This is a genomic window from Bradyrhizobium sp. 170 (assembly GCF_023101085.1).
Classification (GTDB): Bacteria; Pseudomonadota; Alphaproteobacteria; order Rhizobiales; family Xanthobacteraceae; genus Bradyrhizobium.
In genome coordinates this window covers 5,482,559-5,499,937 of sequence record NZ_CP064703.1, presented here as the reverse complement: position 1 = coordinate 5,499,937, position 17,379 = coordinate 5,482,559, and the positions used below count along the sequence as shown (strand labels likewise).

18 protein-coding genes are annotated in these 17,379 nt (G+C 62.2%); 4 read left to right on the top strand and 14 right to left on the bottom strand.

Annotated elements, in window-relative coordinates; genetic code table 11:
• Positions 1-7 precede the first annotated feature (7 nt).
• From IVB05_RS25685 to IVB05_RS25640, 10 genes are all read right to left on the bottom strand, one after another.
• The gene (locus IVB05_RS25685) at positions 8-748 is read right to left on the bottom strand and encodes an SDR family oxidoreductase (RefSeq protein ID WP_247778723.1); all 741 of its coding nucleotides are present in this window, start codon (positions 746-748) and stop codon (positions 8-10) included.
• 33 nt (positions 749-781) lie between these two features.
• The gene (locus IVB05_RS25680) at positions 782-1,555 is read right to left on the bottom strand and encodes an SDR family oxidoreductase (RefSeq protein ID WP_247778722.1); all 774 of its coding nucleotides are present in this window, start codon (positions 1,553-1,555) and stop codon (positions 782-784) included.
• Between the two features lie 15 nt (positions 1,556-1,570).
• Complete coding sequence (locus IVB05_RS25675) at positions 1,571-1,951, bottom strand: carboxymuconolactone decarboxylase family protein (protein ID WP_212441740.1); 381 nt, start codon at positions 1,949-1,951, stop codon at positions 1,571-1,573.
• Positions 1,952-1,970: 19 nt separating this feature from the next.
• On the bottom strand, positions 1,971-3,206 hold the full coding sequence (locus IVB05_RS25670) for an ABC transporter substrate-binding protein (RefSeq protein ID WP_247778721.1): 1,236 nt from the start codon (positions 3,204-3,206) through the stop codon (positions 1,971-1,973).
• 37 nt (positions 3,207-3,243) lie between these two features.
• On the bottom strand, positions 3,244-4,500 hold the full coding sequence (locus tag IVB05_RS25665) for an ABC transporter substrate-binding protein (protein ID WP_247778720.1): 1,257 nt from the start codon (positions 4,498-4,500) through the stop codon (positions 3,244-3,246).
• A 36-nt stretch (positions 4,501-4,536) separates the two neighbouring features.
• On the bottom strand, positions 4,537-5,244 hold the full coding sequence (locus IVB05_RS25660; protein ID WP_247778719.1) for an ABC transporter ATP-binding protein: 708 nt from the start codon (positions 5,242-5,244) through the stop codon (positions 4,537-4,539).
• Complete coding sequence (locus tag IVB05_RS25655) at positions 5,231-7,015, bottom strand: branched-chain amino acid ABC transporter ATP-binding protein/permease (RefSeq protein ID WP_247778718.1); 1,785 nt, start codon at positions 7,013-7,015, stop codon at positions 5,231-5,233. The genes IVB05_RS25660 and IVB05_RS25655 overlap by 14 nt, the downstream gene beginning before the upstream one ends.
• Positions 7,016-7,017: 2 nt before the next feature.
• Entirely contained in the window at positions 7,018-7,968 is a 951-nt protein-coding gene (locus tag IVB05_RS25650) for a branched-chain amino acid ABC transporter permease (protein ID WP_247778717.1), read from the bottom strand.
• 115 nt (positions 7,969-8,083) lie between these two features.
• Complete coding sequence (locus IVB05_RS25645) at positions 8,084-9,481, bottom strand: MmgE/PrpD family protein (RefSeq protein ID WP_247778715.1); 1,398 nt, start codon at positions 9,479-9,481, stop codon at positions 8,084-8,086.
• A gap of 33 nt (positions 9,482-9,514) precedes the next feature.
• Positions 9,515-10,459 (bottom strand): NAD(P)-dependent oxidoreductase, encoded by a 945-nt coding sequence (locus IVB05_RS25640; RefSeq protein ID WP_256473451.1) that lies wholly within the window; start codon positions 10,457-10,459, stop codon positions 9,515-9,517.
• Between the two features lie 126 nt (positions 10,460-10,585).
• Between IVB05_RS25640 and IVB05_RS25635 the strand changes: the two genes are divergently transcribed.
• Genes IVB05_RS25635 through IVB05_RS25625 form a run of 3 tightly spaced genes read left to right on the top strand, consistent with a single transcriptional unit; the run spans position 10,586 to position 13,216 of the window.
• Positions 10,586-11,929 (top strand): MmgE/PrpD family protein, encoded by a 1,344-nt coding sequence (locus IVB05_RS25635; protein WP_247778713.1) that lies wholly within the window; start codon positions 10,586-10,588, stop codon positions 11,927-11,929.
• A 48-nt stretch (positions 11,930-11,977) separates the two neighbouring features.
• Positions 11,978-12,355 carry a carboxymuconolactone decarboxylase family protein gene (locus IVB05_RS25630; protein ID WP_247516655.1) on the top strand — a complete coding sequence of 126 codons (378 nt, stop codon included), beginning with the start codon at positions 11,978-11,980 and terminating at the stop codon, positions 12,353-12,355.
• A 27-nt stretch (positions 12,356-12,382) separates the two neighbouring features.
• Positions 12,383-13,216 carry an N-acyl homoserine lactonase family protein gene (locus IVB05_RS25625; protein WP_247778712.1) on the top strand — a complete coding sequence of 278 codons (834 nt, stop codon included), beginning with the start codon at positions 12,383-12,385 and terminating at the stop codon, positions 13,214-13,216.
• A 201-nt stretch (positions 13,217-13,417) separates the two neighbouring features.
• On the opposite strand, the gene IVB05_RS25620 is transcribed toward IVB05_RS25625, so the two are convergent.
• From IVB05_RS25620 to IVB05_RS25610, 3 genes are read right to left on the bottom strand one after another with little or no spacing between them, the layout of a single operon-like run.
• Complete coding sequence (locus IVB05_RS25620) at positions 13,418-13,711, bottom strand: hypothetical protein (RefSeq protein ID WP_247778711.1); 294 nt, start codon at positions 13,709-13,711, stop codon at positions 13,418-13,420.
• Between the two features lie 34 nt (positions 13,712-13,745).
• Positions 13,746-14,309: a flavin reductase family protein gene (locus IVB05_RS25615; RefSeq protein ID WP_247778710.1), complete on the bottom strand. Its 564-nt coding sequence runs from the start codon at positions 14,307-14,309 to the stop codon at positions 13,746-13,748.
• Entirely contained in the window at positions 14,306-15,400 is a 1,095-nt protein-coding gene (locus tag IVB05_RS25610) for an LLM class flavin-dependent oxidoreductase (protein WP_247778709.1), read from the bottom strand. Before IVB05_RS25610 ends, IVB05_RS25615 begins: the two co-directional genes overlap by 4 nt.
• Before the next feature lie 127 nt (positions 15,401-15,527).
• Between IVB05_RS25610 and IVB05_RS25605 the strand changes: the two genes are divergently transcribed.
• The gene (locus IVB05_RS25605; RefSeq protein WP_247778708.1) at positions 15,528-16,442 is read left to right on the top strand and encodes a LysR family transcriptional regulator; all 915 of its coding nucleotides are present in this window, start codon (positions 15,528-15,530) and stop codon (positions 16,440-16,442) included.
• A 19-nt stretch (positions 16,443-16,461) separates the two neighbouring features.
• Here the strand turns inward: IVB05_RS25605 and IVB05_RS25600 are convergent, their stop codons facing one another.
• Positions 16,462-17,349 carry an SMP-30/gluconolactonase/LRE family protein gene (locus tag IVB05_RS25600; protein WP_247778706.1) on the bottom strand — a complete coding sequence of 296 codons (888 nt, stop codon included), beginning with the start codon at positions 17,347-17,349 and terminating at the stop codon, positions 16,462-16,464.
• Positions 17,350-17,379: the final 30 nt, after the last annotated feature.

The window sequence follows — 17,379 nt, the reverse complement described above, 5'->3', positions numbered from 1 at the left end:
CATTGGTTCAATAGCGATTTACGGGCAGAATCATCATCTCCGCAATCTGAACATGCGGCGGTTGGTCCAGCGCAAAGACGATCGACCGGGCAATATCGGCCGGATCGAGCGCCATCTTGAACTGGTCGAAATAGTCCTTTTCCTTCTCCCGGTCGCCGCGATAGCGGGTGAGGATGATGTTGGTCCTGGTCAGGCCGGGCTGCATTTCGGTGACCCGGATTGCCGTTTCCGCAAGCTCTCCCCGGAGCGTCTCGGTAAACATGTGCACGCCGGCCTTGCTGGCGCTGTAGGCGGCCATGTCGGGAACGATGCGAACGGCGTTGATCGAGCTGATGTTGACGATGTGGCCCGAATTACGCCTGACCATGTCGGGCAGCAGGCTGCGGGTCACCCGCATCAGGCCGATCAAATTGGTCTGGATGATTCCGGACCAATCGTCCGCCGCGCCGGCATCGAAGCGCGTCCGGCCGCCGATGTCGTGGCCGGCATTGTTGATGAGGATGTCGATCGGCTTGAGGGCGTCCGGGAGGAGGTCGGGTAGGCGGTCCACGGCCTTGGCGTCGGTAATATCGAGTTCGATTGGGAATGTGTTGTCGCCCATTTCGGCGGCGAACTCATGAAGGGAGGCGGGATCGCGGTCGGCTAGCACGACCCGTCGTCCGCTTTCGACCAGCGCTTTCGTAATGGCACGACCCATGCCACCGGCGGCGCCGGTCACCACGGCATTTCGGTTCGATGCTTCAGTCATTGTAGATCTCCTGCGTGGGACGGCCGATGATGCTCATGCGACGGACCAGCCCCCATCGATCGGCAGCGTTGCCCCCGTGATATCCTGTGCGGCCGGGCTGCAGAGGAAGGCAGCCATCGCACCGACGGCCTCCATGGCGACAAACCGCCCGGTCGGCTGGCGGGTCGCCAGATAGTCGCTGGTAGTCTCGTCGATGCCGCGGCCTTCGCTGGCCGCGATCCCTGCGATTTTTCCCTGAATGGCCGGCGTCGGCAGCGTGCCCGGGCACAGCGCATTGCAGGTAATCCCGCTCTTCGTGGTTTCAATTGCGACCGCACGGGTCATGCCGACGATAGCGGTCTTGGTGGTCACATAATCGATCCGGTCCGCGACCGCGCGGGTCGAATAGATCGAGGCCATGTTGATGATGCGGCCCCAGCGTCGCGCTTTCATCCCGGGCAATGCGAGACGAATCAGGTGGAACGGGGCCGACAGATTGACGGCGATCGCTTCGTCCCACCGTTCCGGCGGGAAGTGTTCGACCGGTGAAAAATGCCGGACCACCGCGTTGTTCACCAATATGTCGACCGCGCCGATGCGGCCGAGCAGGCCGGCCATCATCGCTTCTATGGCGGCGCGCTGCGACAGGTCGGCCGCGACGCTGACTGTATCGACGCCGAATTGCGCGCGAAGACGATCTCGCGTCTGCACCGGTTCGTTCAGATCGTGCAGGACAATGTTGGCTCCCGCGCCGGCAAGGCTTTCAGCCACGGCCAGGCCCAAGCCCGCCGTCGCCCCGGTCACGAGAGCCCATTTGCCCTTCAACATCGCCTCAAGCTCCGACTACTTCTTGTCCAGTTCGGCAAATACTTCCTTGGCGTTGCGGAAGGCGTCGACGCCGGCCGGCACGCCGCAGTAGATCGCGACCTGCATGAACACCTCGCGTATCTCCTCGCGCGTGGCGCCGTTGGTCAGGGCGCCCCGCACGTGGGTCTTGAGTTCCTGTGGCCGGTTGAGCGCGCAAAGCATCGCGAGGTTGAGGAAACTGCGGGTCTTGTGCGAAAGGCCGTCGCGGCCCCAGACATAGCCCCAGCAATACTCCGTGGTGAGGTCCTGCATCGGACGGTTGAAGTCGTCGGCTGATGCGATCGCCTTGTCGACGAATTCATTGCCCAGCACGCTCTTGCGGATCTGGAGGCCTCGATCGTATGTCGCCTTGTCCATATCGGTATCCAATCTTCAGCTAGTTTTTGGGCCAGAACGGCTGGGACAGCGCCAGTTGCGGCGGGAATACCGTGACTGGAACGCCAGCCTGCCACTGCACGATGGTCATGCCAGCGCCGACGCGTCGGCCCTTTTCGTCGAACTTGATTTCGCCGAGCGGGTAATATTTCGAGGGACCTGCATCCATGGTGCGCAGCGCGTCGGCCACGGCAACGCGGTCAGCCTTGCCGGCCTTCTCGAGCGCGTCCTTGATCACCCACATGTCGCCATAGGTGGAGATCGCATTCTGCGTCATCCAAGGTTCCTTGTAGCGAGTCTTGAGTTCGGCGATCAGCGCCTCGTGCCCCTTGGCGCCCCAACTCGCGACGCAGGTGAGCAGGCCCTGCAGCAATTCCGGGCTCACGGTCTGCAGCATGTCGGGCTCGGCGATGGCGATACCGAACGAGATGGTCGGAATCTTGCCTTGTCCTAGACCGAACTCGTTCATCTTCTCGAGCAGCAGCTTGGCGTCGGAAATCACGGTCGGCAGGAAGAACAGCAGGTCAGGTTTCGCCGACCGGATTTTTTGAACCAGCGAGGTGGCGTCAGCGAGAGGCGGGGTAAAGGTTTCGTCGACGATCAGTTGCAGCCCATTTTCGGCAAGCAGGCCGTCTCGCATCGCCTTTGCCGAAGAAACCGATGCCGCGGTGTTGTCGGTGATGATCGCGACCGTCTTGGGCTTCTTTCCGGAAGCGGTTTCAGCAAGCTTCACGATCTGCGGCAAAGCCTGTTTTGCCTGCGACCCCGCCGTAGCCGATGTCTGGAAGACATATTTGAAGCCGCGATCGGTAATCAGGTCGGAGTAGGAGAGGGTGAGGACCGGAAGATTGGCCCGCTCCGTGACCTCGGTGACCGCCAGCGTGAATGAACTCAGATAGGAACCGCTGGCCGCCACCAAATCGGGTTCCTGCGCGACCATGCGCTGCGCGGCATTTTTGGCCTTCTCGGTGGTATCGCCGGAATCGAGCACGACCAGCTTGAGCTTGGCGCCACCGAGCGACTTGATGCCGCCTTGCGCGTTGATGTGTTCCACCCCCATCTCGGCACCGTGGCGCATCACGGCTCCCGGGCGCGCATAGAGGCCCGAGATTGGCACCAGCAACCCGACCTTCACTTCGGATGGTTGCTGAGCCCACACGCGAGACGAGATCAGACCGGCGGATGCGCCGGCGAGCAGGCCGCGCCGCGTCAATGCGGCCCGGGTGATTTCTGTCATGACTATTCCTCCCTGAAATGTTTGAAACGCGTTGCGATCAAGACTTCTTCGGCCAGAACGGAGCGGCTAATGCGAGGTCGGACGGAAAGACGGTGACGGGCACGCCGGATTGCCACTGCACGATCACGACGCCGGCGCCGACACGGCGGCCCTTTTCGTCGAACTTGAGCTGGCCGCCGGGATAGTGTTTCGACGGACCGCCATCCATGGTGCGGAACGCCTGCGCAACGGCCAGGCGGTCGGCCTTGCCGGCTTGTTCGAGCGCGGCCTTCATTAACCACATGTCGCCATAGGTCGAGATGACGTTCTGCGTCATCCAGGGCTCTTTGTACTTCGCCTTCAACTCGGCGATCAGGGCCTCGTGGCCCTTCGAACCCCAGTTAGCGACCACCGTCATGATGCCCTGCACGGCGTCGGTGCTGACGCTTTGCAGCATATCGGGTTCGGCGATCGTGATCGAGAAGGAGACGGTTGGAATTTTGCCCTGGCCAAGCCCGAACTCGTTGATCTTTTCCAGGCCGAGCTTGGCGTCCGATATCGCGTTGGGCATGAACAGTAGCAGGTCCGGTCGGGCCGACCTGACCTTCTGGATCAGCGGCGTGGCGTCCGAAAGCGGCGGCGTCCACACCTCCTCGACGACCAGTTGCAGGCCTTCCTGCGCAAAGATCTTCTCCTTGAGCGCCTTGGCGGTCGCAACCGAGGTCGCCGTGTTGTCCATCAGGATCGCCACCGTCTTCGGACGCTTGCCGGATGCGGCTTCGGCAAGCTTCATCAGTTCGGGCAAGCCAAGCTCCGACTGCCGGCTTGCAGGCGCGGCCGTCTGGAAGATGAATTTGAAGCCTCGCTCGGTCAGCAAGTCCGAATAGGACAGCGTGAGCATTGGCAGTTCGGCGCGTTCGGTAACCTCGGTCACCGCCAGCGTGAAGGAACTCAGATAGGAGCCGGTTGCCGCAACCAGATCGGCCTCCTGGGCGACCATGCGCTGCGCCGCGTTCTTGGCCTTCTCCGTGGTGTCGCCGCAATCGATCACGACAAGCTTCATCTTCGCGCCGCCGAGCGATTTGATGCCGCCTTGCGCGTTGATGTGCTCGATGCCCATCTCGGCGCCCATGCGCATCACCTGACCCGGCCTTGTATAGATGCCCGACAGCGGCACGATCAGGCCGACCTTGACCTCGGCCGGCTGCTGCGCGCGCGCCACCGTCGACAGGCCGATTGCGGCCGCACCTGAGAGCACGGTTCGCCGCGTCAGTGACGTCTTCGAGATCTTGTCGGATGCGTTATCCTGGCCCATTTTCGCCTTCCCAATGGTGTTGTTGATGTTTGTTGGTTACATGCCGAGGTAAGCCTTGCGGATGCGGTCGTCCGCCCGCAAGGTTTGGTTGTTGCCTTCGAGTGCGACGCGTCCGGCTTCGAGAACGTAGCCGTGGTCGGCGGATTCGAGCGCCTCCGCGACGCGCTGTTCGACCAGCAGGATCGTCAGGTTCGATTGCCGGCGGATTTCGATCAGCCGTTCGAAGATGAAATCCGCGATCGTGGGCGCGAGGCCCATCGAGGGTTCATCCAGCATCAGGAGTTTGGGCGAGGAGGCTAACCCGCGGCCGATCGCCAGCATCTGCTGCTGTCCGCCCGAGAGCGTGCCTGCGAACTGGCCGCGGCGCTCGGCCAGGATCGGCAGCCATTCGAAGATGCGCTCGATGTTGTGTTGCCAGTCGCGCTGGCCGGCCTCGGTCATCGCGCCCATCTCGAGGTTTTCCATCACGGTGAGCGAGGGAAAGACCTGTCGTCCTTCCGGAACGTGAGCGATGCCGAGATGCGCGCGTTGCGCCGGCCGGATTGAGAGAAGGTCGTGATCTCCGAACTTGATCGTTCCCGCGCTCGGGCGCACGATGCCGGAAATTGTCTTGAACAACGTGGTCTTGCCGGCGCCGTTCGGCCCGACGATCGCGACGAACTGGCCTTCCTCGACCTTGATCGAGACGCCGTTCAACACGGGGATCGCGGAATAGCCGGCGGTCAGCCCTTCAATGCGGAGCATGGGCCATCCATTTCTTGCCGAGATAGGCTTCGATGACGCGGCTGTCGCGGGTGACCGCTTCCGGTTCGCCCTCGACGATAACGGCGCCGTGGTCGAGCACTAGGAAACTGTCGACCAGACGGACCATCGCCTGCATCGTGTGTTCAATGATCGCGATCGTCATGCCGTCGCGGGCCAGCCGCTGGATCACTGCCACGACCTCGTTGGCTTCGTCATGGCCGAGGCCTGCGAGCGTCTCGTCGAGCAGCAGGATGCGCGGCTGTCCGGCCAGCGCGCGGGCAAGCTCCATCAGCCGTAATTCCTTGGTCGTGAGTTCACCTGCGATGCGGTCGGCGATTTCGGACAGGCCGACGCGGGTAATCGCGTCGGCGGCCAGTTGCCTTGCTTCGGCATCGGTCTTGGCGCGGACATAGGCACCGACCACGACATTGTCTGAAATCGACATGCGCAGGAACGGGCGCATGATCTGGAAGGTGCGGCCGATGCCGGCCTCGCAGAGCTCATGCGGCTTGCGGCCGGACATCTCGCGTCCGTCGAGGAGGATTTCGCCCGTTCCTGGCCGAAGGAATCCGTTCAGAAGGTTGAACAGCGTGGTCTTGCCGGCACCGTTGGGGCCGATGATCCCGAGGATCTCGTTTTGTCGTAGCTTGAAGCTGACATCCTGCACGGCCTTCAATCCACCGAACGAGCGCGACAGGTTGCGAACTTCCAGGACGACGTCACCTGTCCCAACGGATCGCTCGGTACGCGCTGGCGCTAGTGCGGCGGGGACCGGAACTGCAACCGAGACGTCCAGTGCGGTCGGCGTTGCCGCCACCGGCAGCGCCGACCGCTTGCGCAGGAAATCGCGCACTTTCCAGAACAGGCCCTCAGGCGCGAGCAGGATGACGCATATGATGGCGAGGCCGTAGATCACCCCCTGAATTCCGGGAAAGCGCGAGCCTGCTTCGGCGTTGAGCGTTTCGGCCAACGGGATCAGGATCACCGATCCGATCACCGGCCCCCAGACCGTTCCGACACCGCCGAACATGGCGACCGTCAGCGCCTGGGCCGACACCAGCATGCCGAATACCGATTGCGGGGTCACCACCAGCAGCACGACGGCGTAGAACCCGCCAACCGCTCCGGCGATGGCTCCGCTGAGCGTGACGGCACGGAGCTTCCAGGCCAGCGTGTTGATTCCCGCGGCTTCCGCGGCAGCCTCGTTCTGCTTGATCGCAAGCAGCGCCATGCCGAAGCGCGACCGTTCGATGGCGCGCGTCAGCAGGATCGTGGCAAGCATCATCGCCAGAGCCAGCAGCGTGTAGAGACGGTGATCGGCGAATTGCATATAGGCGATCGGATTGTCGCGCTTGATTGGCAGCGTAACTTCCTGAAGGCCGAGCCATTCGAACACGTAGAGAATGGCGAGCGGGTAGGCGAGCATCGCCAGCGCAAAGTAGTGACCCTGCAGGCGGAAGGTCGGAAAGCCGATCAGCAATCCGGCGATGCCGCCGAAGATGGCTGCGATGGGGATCATGATCCATGGCGACAGGTCGAAATGGATCTGGCCGAGCACGACGGCATAGGCGCCGACGCCGAAGAAGGCGGCGTGACCGAACGAGATCAGTCCGGTGTATCCACTAAGCAGGTTCCACGACAGGCCGAATATCGCCCAGACCGGAACCAGCGTCATCACCAGCTGGTAATAGGAATTGGTCACGCTCAGCGACACCGCCGCATAGAGGGCGGTGAAGACAATGATAGGCAGCAGCGATCGCCATCCACGCATGGTCATGTCCTCTCGACCATGCGCCCGAAGAAACCTTGCGGGCGAAAAAAGATGATCAGGAGAAACACGACGAAGATCGCGGCGTTCTGCAATTGCGTCGGCAGGATCAGCGTCGACATCTGCTGGACCAGCCCGATCGTCATGCCACCCCAGAAGGCGCCGATGATGCTGCCCATGCCGCCGAGCACGACGCCGGCATACATGACGATGACGTATTCGACGCCGACGAAGGGATGAAAGGGATAATTGGTGGCGAGCAGGCCGCCGGCAATGGCGGTGATACCGGTGCCGAGCGCGAAGGCTATGCGGTGCGCGCGGTCGACGTCGATGCCCATATAGGTTGCCGCGGTAGGATTATCGGCCGCGGCCCGCAGCGACTTTCCGATCCGCGACCGCGTGATCATTAGCGTCAGCAGCAGCATCGTCACCAGCGAAACAACCGCGTCTATCCCGCGCGCCTTGTTGATGAAGACGCTGACGTCATAAAACAGCGGTCCAAGCTCCCACGCCGAACTCGACAGCGGCGTCCGGATCGAGGCCAGCACCGAGCCGAACACGAGCAGGCCGCCGTTCTGCAGGATCAGCGCGATCCCCAGCGTCAGAATGAGCTGGGCATAATGACCCTCTCCCTCGAGCGAAGAGGTGCGCGTGCCGGATACGCGCGAGATCAGGGTGAGGTGGACGAAGTAACCGAAGGCAGCCAGCACCGGGCCGGCCAGCAGGATCGCGACGAACGGTCCGAAGGTGTTGCCGAACGTGGCCTGCACACCGAGTGCGGTGAAGAAATAGAACGCCGCATACATGCCGAGCATCATGAAATCGCCCTGGGCGAAATTGATTACCCGCATGACGCCGAAAATCAGCCCGAGCCCGACGCACATCAAGCCGTAGACCGCGCCGATCAAAAGTCCGGCGGACAACGCTTGCAGGAAGCCTTCCAGCGCCTGGGTCACCGGAGACCTCGCGCAAGGAGGGAGTATCCGTGTTTCGGACCGGCTATAGATATGGCCTCGTCGGCCATCTCGCGCTTGAACATTGTGCCCCCCATTTTCCGTTTGTCGTTATCGATCATGATGCTGGCCGCAGTCGTTGCTCTGTCGGTTCAAGCCGGCACCGGGCGGCGATGACGCGGCTGTCCGGAAGTGATGTGCAATTATCCACCAGCTCTTCCAGATGGCGTACATGCTTGTCGCCGATGACGTCGGAAGCGGCCTGCCGAAAGCGGACACGGATCTCCTCCGGCGTCGCGGCGACGACATTCTCGAGACGCTGATGGATGGTCTTTCCGTCGCGCAGGCCAACAAGAACCTCGGCGCCCTGGTTCGCCGGGAATGCGGCGGTGAGGTCAGGCGCGCTTTGCAGATCGGTCCGTTCGATGAGGCGGAGTATCCAGGGATTGTCGACTCGCGCGTAATTCTCCTCTTCGAGCGCACCGCGCGCCAGCACGGCAGCGACGCTGAAGGGAATGCTCATTTTGGCTTGCAGCGCATTGTGAAATGGCCCCTTGGAGTCGCAGCCGGGGTAGCGGGCCGCCGCTTCGGGGACCCGGATCGCAACGGTCGCGATGTCTTCCGATGTCCCGAGTTCGCGCGCGGCGCGCAGGGCTGCCTGCGCCGCTGTCTGCGCGAAATTGCAGGCGGGAGCGGGCTTGTTATAGACGGCCATGATCTCGGGCTCTGCGCCGGCAAACAACCGGATCTCGGACGGGGCAGCCTGGCGGCGGAAGGCGGCGAACAATCCGGCCTCGCCCTCAAGGATCGTCTCCGAGGCGAGGGCGCCGGCCTCGGCCAGTTCGATCGCGGCAATCGCGTTGCGCGCGGCAAAGCCCGGATGGAAATACATCTCGGAGCCGCCGGCGCGGGGCCATTCGTTCAGGCCGGACGATGTGTTGGCGGCAATGGCGACTGCGCTGGTTGCAGCACTCTCGCTAAGACCAAGGGCATAGCTTCCCGCCATCGCTGCGCCGAGTGGCGCAACAAGGCCGGTCGGCCGGTAGAGACGGGCAAGATCGGCGGTAAAGAGGGCGCGTCCGATCTGTGCGCCGGTCTCATAGCCGATGATTGCAGCGGCAAGGAATGACGCGCCGGACAGCGTCGTTCGTTCCGACAAGGCGAGCAGCGTCGGCCAGATCACTACGCCATGGTGGCAGATGCTGGCGGCGTGCATGTCTTCGCGCACCAGGCCGTGGCCCATGGTGGCGTTGGCGAAGGCCGCATCGCCCGGCGAGGCAAGCATGCCGGTTCCGACAATCGTCGCGCCGTTTCCGACTGCGCGCGCGATGCCGATCGCCTGGCGGCTCCACGGGTGGTTACGTGCCTCGAAAGCGCAAGAGAGGAAATCCAGCAGGCAGATTTTCGCCTTGGCGATGACATCAGCATCGAAGCGGCCGGGATTGATGGCAAGCGCTGTGCGAGCCAGCGCTCGCGCCAACGAAATCTCGCCTGGTCCGGTTGAATCGATCGTCATGGCAATCGCCCTTCGCGCGCTGGTGGCTTCGGCCTAGCCGCGCATTTCGACGCCGGCCCATTCCTCCAGCACTTTCGCGATCGACGTAAAGTCGGATGACGCGCCATATTTGGCGTTGGTGATGGCGAGCATCTGTCGGACCACGGAACCGCAGACCATCGGAACACCCATCGCCTCGGCTTCATCGACGCAGAGCCGAACGTCCTTGTAGGAGAGGCCGGTGGTAAATCCGAAATCGAAGGTGCCGGGAAGCACGGCGCGGGGGAATTTGTCTTCCGAGGCGCTGTTGCGCCCGCTGCTGGCGTTGATGATGTCGATCAGCACCTTGGCGTTGACGCCGCCCTTGACGCCCATCGCCACCGCTTCGGAGGTGATCACGAGCGCTGCCGCCGCCATCAGATTGTTGGCCAGTTTTGCCGTCTGTGCCGTGCCCGGCTTGTCGCCGGTGTAAAACAGCTTTCCGAAGTGCTTCAGGATCGGCTCAACCCTGTCATAGGTCGCCTTCGGACAGGAAACCATCACCGCAAGCGTACCGTTCACTGCGCCCTTGATGCCGCCGCTGACCGGTGCATCGACGAGGGTCAGGTTCCTCGCTTCGAATCCCTTCGCGATCAATTTGGCGGCGCCAGGCCCGGTGGTGGACAAGTCGATCAGCACCGTGGCGCGGTTTCCGGCAATGATTCCATCGGGCCCCAGCGCAACCGCCTTGACGATGTCGGGGGTCGGCAGGCTTGCCAGCACGATATCGGCGCTCGATGCGACTTCGGCGGGCGATTGCGCTAGCCGTGCGCCGCGCGCAACCAGCACCTTGGTCGCCTCGACCTGCGAATCGTAAATGCACAGCGAATAGCCGGCGTCGAGCAGGCGCCCGGCCATCGGTCCACCCATGCGGCCGGTTCCGACAAAGCCGATTGTTTCTGCAGCCATGGTTCGCTCCCTGTTCGCGCCGCAAGCGCTCTCTTGTTCTTGCCGCGGCAGGTTTCCCTGCCCGCGTTTCGTCGAATGTCAAGATTGTCAGTCAATCTGTCAAGCATAAGATTCCTGTCGACAGGCCATGGCGCGCCGGAATAGGGTCGGAAAAACAAGGTCCGAGGAATTCGCTCAGTGCGGCAAGTTGAAGCGCAAGGCGCCGGCACCATTTTCGGCGATCTCATTGCCGGCACGGTGTGGGCGGATGTCGCCGCGCAAAGTCACGAAGCGAAACGCTCGATGCTGAACTTCTTCGCGACCGCGCTGGGTTCGGCGAATGACCCCGCCGTCACCGCGGCGTTGCGCACGTTATTGCCGTTCAGCGGTGCTGCGACGTCGACGATCATCGGCCGTACGGAACGGCTCGACGCCATGTGCGCGTCGTTCCTCAACGCCATTTCGGCCAATCTGCTCGATTTCGACGATACCCATCTGGACACCATCATTCATCCCGCGGCGCCGGTCGCAGCTCCGGTGCTGGCATTGGCGCAGGCGCGGGGATTTTCGGGCCAAGCGGTTCTCACGGCATTCATTCTCGGCGTAGAGGTCGAATGTCGCGTCGGCAACGCAGTGTCTCCCGGACATTATGCGCGTGGCTGGCACATCACCTCGACTTGCGGGGTGTTCGGTGCGGCCGCAGCCTGCGCGAAACTGCTCGGGCTTTCGGCGGACCAGATTTCGAACGCGATTGGAATTGCAGCCAGCCAGTCGGCCGGGATCGTCGAAAATCTCCCGAGCGCCGCCAAGAATGTCAGCGTTGGCAACGCGGCGCGCAACGGCCTGTTTGCGGCATTGCTTGCGGCTGAAGGCTACTCCGCATCGCCGCGGGCTATTGAGGGGACGCTCGGCTGGGCTCGTGCCATGGGTGACGAACCCGATATGGCACAGTTGACGGGCGGTCTCGGCAAGACCTGGGAGATCGCGAAGAATACCTACAAGCCCTATCCGGCGGGCATCGTGTTTCATGCCGTGATCGACGCCTGCTTCGAACTACGAGCGAGCCTGAACCAGCGCATTGATAGTATCGCCTCCATCACGGTGCAGGGCTCGGCGCTGTTGCTGGCGCGCGGCGACCGGCCGGTTCGCAACGAACGCGACGCGCGGGTCAGCATTCATCATTGCGCCGCCTGTGCGCTGCTGCTGGGTGCGGCCGGCGTCACCGAGTTCGCGGACGCGACCGTATTTCGGCCGGACATCGTGTCGCTGCGCCAGAAGGTGAGGGCAATGCCTGACGCTTCGCTTCCGGATGGTGCCGCGCGCGTCATTATCCAATTGACGTCGGGAGAGACGTTCGAAAAGCTTGTGATGGAAGCGAAAGGCAGTCTTGCCGACCCATTATCCGACCGTGATGTCGAAGCGAAAGTGCGCGATTGCGCGCGGCTGGGCGGCACCGGTTGGGATATAGATCGCATCATCGATGGTGTCTGGCGTCTCGACACGCTTGCAGACGTCGCGAGCCTGATGAGGGTGCACGGATGAACCGCGCCGCCCTGAAAAGCAGTTCTCAAACAATGAAAGGAACCAGCGATGACTGAATTGTTCGACAAGGGCCTAAAGGTGCGCAAGGAAGTACTCGGCGAGGACTATGTCAACAAGTCCATTGCCGGCGCGGATGAATTCACCCGGACGATGGCCGAATGGTCGACCGAATTCTGCTGGGGTGCATTGTGGACCCGGCCGGGGCTCGACCGCCGCACCCGCAGCATCGTCAATCTGGCGATGCTCGGCGCGCTCAATCGACCCCACGAACTGAAGTTGCACGTCAAGGGGGCCTTGAAGAACGGCCTCACCAAGGACGAGATCAAGGAGATCCTGCTTCAGGTCGGTGTCTATTGCGGCATCCCATCGGGAATCGACGCCTTCCGCAACGCACGGGAGGCGTTCAACGAAGTGGAAGGGAAGTGATGAACCGCCGGTCTATTGGGAAATAGCATGGCCGACCAGGAATACGAGCTGTTCGCTATTCGCTATGCCACCCGCGATGCGTGGCGCAGCGATCATTTCATCGGCGGCGATCCGCACGACGGCCCGATGCCGATGGACTATTTCATGTGGCTGGCAAGAGGGGGAGGCCGCACCTTCGTCATCGACACCGGCTTCAACGCGGAAGTCGCGAACAAGCGGAAACGGACGTTCCTGCGCTGTCCAGTGGAGACGCTCGGTGCGTTCGACATCGATGCAGCCGGGATCGAGGACGTTATCCTCACGCATCTGCATTACGACCATGTGGGAAATTTCGACCGGTTCCCGAACGCGCGATTTCATCTCCAGGAACGCGAAATTGCCTATGCCACGGGACGCTTCATGCGATATCCGCGGTCATCGCATTCGTTCGAGGTCGAGGATGTCTGCGGGATCGTACGGCTCAACTATGCGCGCCGGGTGCTGTTCTACGATGGTGACGCCGAGCTCGCTCCCGGTCTCTCCATACATGCCGCAGGCGGCCATTCGGCGGGGCTTCAGTTCGTTCGCGTCAGGACCCGCCGCGGATTCGTCGTGCTGGCCTCCGACGTCAGTCATTTCTATGAGAATATGGCGAGCGAACGCCCATTTACGACCGCCCTTCATATCGGCGAAATGCTGGAGGGGTTCGACCGGTTGCTGAAACTGGCGCCGGACGAGAGCTACATCATTCCCGGCCATGATCCGCTCGTGATGAAGCTATATCCGGCCCCGAGTCCGGAATTAGAGGGCATTGCCGTACGCCTCGACGTGCCGCCATCGGGAGCCGCGCCTGTTCGCGCTGATTATCTGTCGGGGCACTAGCCGATCTCGATGCGATCTCGACGGAGGCGAGTGCCTTCGAGGCGCGATGCCGTGCTTATTTCTCCGCCGCGGCATTTAGAATCGGCATTAGCCGTGCGGATCCGCATTTGACCAGGTCCGCGAGGGCTTTTGGTCCGCGGCGGCTTTGCTCCACGCTTTCGGCGCCGAGATCGGCCAATCGCTGCTGGCCAGGCGGTCACATCATCGTTCGACGTGAGCGCGAACAGCGTTTGATTGCGCGTCGATCCAACCGTGGTTGCGGGCCGCTTCGATCATGGCGAAATAGTTCTTCAGCCACCGTTCGCCGTCGGGCCGGCCGGGTAGTGTCGGGACGAGCTCGATTGAGATTAGCGCGTTTCGCTCGTCGACGAATGTAATTCCCTCAACCGAGACCGAACCGGCATTCCAATCGCCCTTCACGCGTAGCTTGAAATTGCGGAAATCTTCCGGCTCCGCGAGGGACAGGCCTTTGCCTGATGAGTATTCCACGATCATCGCTCAACTCCGATGGTGCTTTCGTAGATACCGGTCACGCAACGGGCAGTGTGTGCAACTCGCCCTGAAAGTTTATTACCGGATTTCCTGCACAATGCTGTCGCGTCGCAACAATCCGGCCGATCAGAATGCCATGGCTGCCGACGATCTGATGCAGCTGCAGCACGCAATCAATGGCGCATATTGCGGTTTCCAGCAGCGGGGCGCCGGTAATTCCTTCGTTCCAGCGAGCATCCCCGAAGCGGTCTGCACCGCTAACGCCGGTTAAACCCGCGAAGCGCTGAGCCAACGCCTCCTGTCCGTCTCTCAGCAAACTGATTCCAAAGTACCCGTTGGTGAGGATTGAATCGTGAGTCTCCGACTTCGTGTTGACGCTCACCAGAAGACAAGGGGGATTCATGCAAAGCGAAGTGACAGAACTCGCCGTCAACCCCCGTCGGGCATCGCCGATGCCTGTGGCAACAATGGCGACGCCGCTCGCCAGATTGCGCATTGCGTTGCGAAATTCGGTCGCCTCGACGTGCGGAAACTGGGCGAGGTGGGCGCCGCACGCGCGCTGGCCGACATGCGGCATCGCGGTCGAGGGTGCCTTGATCATGCGACAACGCCCTCGCTGTCATGCTTTGCGTGCGCGGAGCTGGCGGTGCCGCTCAACTCGCGCCGGACCGCCGGGATGATCTTGCTGCCCCACAGCTCGATCTGCCGTAGCATCGTCTTCTGATCGAAATCACCAAGCTGGGTCTGCAGCGCGATGTGCGACGGTTTCAATACGCTGATTTCCTCGAGCAGGCGGTCGATCACCTGGTTGACGCTTCCCACCGGCAGATTCTTGCGCATGGTCTCCAGCGACATGTCGTTCGGGCCGGCCTCCTCCTTGATGAGGTAGCCATCCTCGCTCTGGGCACGGCGGAACTTGAGGCTTTCGGATACCCGGCGCTGGAAGCGCGCGTTGTCGAGATAGGACGTGATCTCGCTCTCGTTGTCGCTGGCATAACCGCAGCGCAGGAAGCCGAACCTGACATCGTCGATGGAACGCCCCTCCTTTGCCGCTATCCCCTCCAGCCGTTCGCGCAGGGCTTTCACCGCGTCGAGGCCGTTGAGCAGTGCCGTGACGAATAAATTGTGGTTGTCGCGAATGGCGCGTCCGAGCGTCTCTGGATGACCCGACGTCACCCAGATCGGCGGCATAGGTTTTTGCACTGTTCGTACCGCAATCGCGGTTGGCGGCATCTGCAGATGCTTTCCGTGATAGGAGAAGACGCGTTCGCGCATGCCCGCTTCAAGGATCTCGTAGAATTCCGCGAACAGCGAATGCGAGTCCGTCAGGTTGACGCCGAAACGATCGAATTCGAACTGCTGATAGCCGGAGCCGATGCCGAGATCGAGGCGACCGCCTGAGACCGTATCGGCAAAGCCGATCTCGCCCAGCAGACGCGCGGGGTGATACAGCGGCAACACGCAGACCGCGGTGCCGAGCCGGATCCGCTTGGTCAGTCCGGCACAGTGCGCCACCATCATCAGCGGCGACGGGCACAGGCTGTAATTGTTGAAATGATGCTCGGCGTACCAAGCCGTATTGAAGCCGGCCGCTTCCGCGGCGACGGTCTGTTCGACCGCGTTGTTGATGACCTGCTGCGAGGATTGGTGATAGCCGCGCTGCTGCGCCAGAATGAAGACGCCGAATTCCATGGGATGCGTTCCTCCGCCATTTTACGTCGCGGCCGTTTGCGACCGGTTGAGGGGAGGGTATGGTCTTGAGGTTTTTCGAACAATCGGCGTAATCTAAGCATGTCTTTTGCAAAATATGAAAAGATCAATGAACCGCCTCCAGGCCATGGAATTGTTCGTCAGCACTGTCCGCGAAGGCAGTTTCTCCGCCGCCGGCCGCCGGGCGGGGCTCTCGCCGGCGTCAGTGTCGCGCTATGTGGGCGAGCTCGAGGCCCAGCTCGGCGTGCAATTGATCAATCGCAGCACCCGCCATCTCGGATTAACCGAGGCAGGCAAGATCTTCTTCCAGCGAACCGAACAGGTGCTGCATGGCATCGAGGATGCCGAGGCCGCGGCGCTCGCGTTGCAGAGCACGCCGCGCGGAACGCTCCGGGTTCATTCGCGGACGCTATTCGGCATCAAGGTGCTTTCACCGTTGATTCCCCAGTTCCAGAAGCTTTATCCGGAACTGAAGGTCGAGCTTCGCCTGTCAGAACGGCGCGTCCAGCTCCGAGAAGAGGAGTTCGATATCGATTTTCAGATCGCCGCGCCCAAGGATCCGGGCCTGATGCAACGCAGGCTGGTGCGGAGCGAACGCTTCCTGGTGGCCTCGCCGGACTATGCCGGGCGAATGCCAAAGTTGCGCGGGCCGGACGATTTGGCGGGCCACAACTGCCTGACTTACTGGATGGGACCGGAGGACGTGGTTTGGAAATTCATGCGTAAGAGCAGGCTCCGCGAAATCGTCGTGCCGTCCTCGTTCAGCAGCAACAACGGCATCATTCTGTGCGATCTGGCGGTGCAGGGACATGGCATCGCGTTGCTCGACGACTACACCGTCGCAGACGAGTTGAAGAGCGGAGAGCTCGTGCGGCTGCTGCCGGGCTTCCGGGTGACCAATTCGACTTATGACGAGGGCATCTACGCCACGTTCCAGCAGAGCAGCTACCTGCCGGAGAAGATTAGGGTGTTTGTCGATTACATGGCGGAGAGTGTGCCGCGGCAGATCAAGCGATCCGCCTAGCATCAGGCGTCATGTCAGCCTACCGCGCGTCAAATCTTTGAGCCGGTAGTCCCGTCACGCCGAGATCCTCGACGGCGAACAATCCTCCGGCGTCCGGAGCATCGTCCGAGAGGTTGGTGCTGCGCGAGATCGACGTTACATAGAGGACATCGAGGCTGGGGCCGCCGAAGGTCACGCTCGTCGGATGGCGCACCGGCATGTCGATACGGTGCACCATCGTTCCATCCGGCGCGAACCGCGCGATCGCGCCGATACGGACCAGGACCGTCCATAGATAGCCTTCCGCATCGACCGTCGCCCCATCGGCCCCCGAACCCAGCGCCTCCGTGTCAGCGAAGATGCGCCTGTTCGCAAGCGGGCCTTCGCGGCGATAGTCATAGGCCCAGATCACGCGCCGCGCCGTGTCGGCGAGATAGAAGATCCTGCCATCGGGACTGAAGCACGGGCCGTTGGTCACGGCGAGATCGGTCTCGAGGTGCTCGAGGGCGCCCGACGCGTCGATGCGGTAAAGGCCGCCGAGCGGCCTTTCATCGTCAGCCCGGCCGCCGTGCATGGTGCCGGCGACGAATCGTCCGAAAGGATCCACTTTGCCGTCGTTCAGGCGGAGCATGGGGTGGTCGAGGCCGATCGGCGGACCCATGGTCAATCTCTGCCTACTGAAATCGTAGTAAGCAAAGCCATGGCGCAGGGCCAGGACTGCGCCGTCGTTGTGCGCGAGGGCCAGCGACCCGATCGGAGCGGGCACCCGAAATTCTTCGATCGCGCCGGTCGCGGGGGACAGTTTGCGGATCAATCCCGCAAGCGAATCGATCCAGTAAAGCGTCTGCGTTCGCTCGTCCCAAACCGGGCTCTCGCCGAGCTGATCTTTGGTCCCGCCGATACGGGTGACGCGCGGGACCACGTTCATCTGGGCACCTCGTTGGTCTGCAGGACTGAG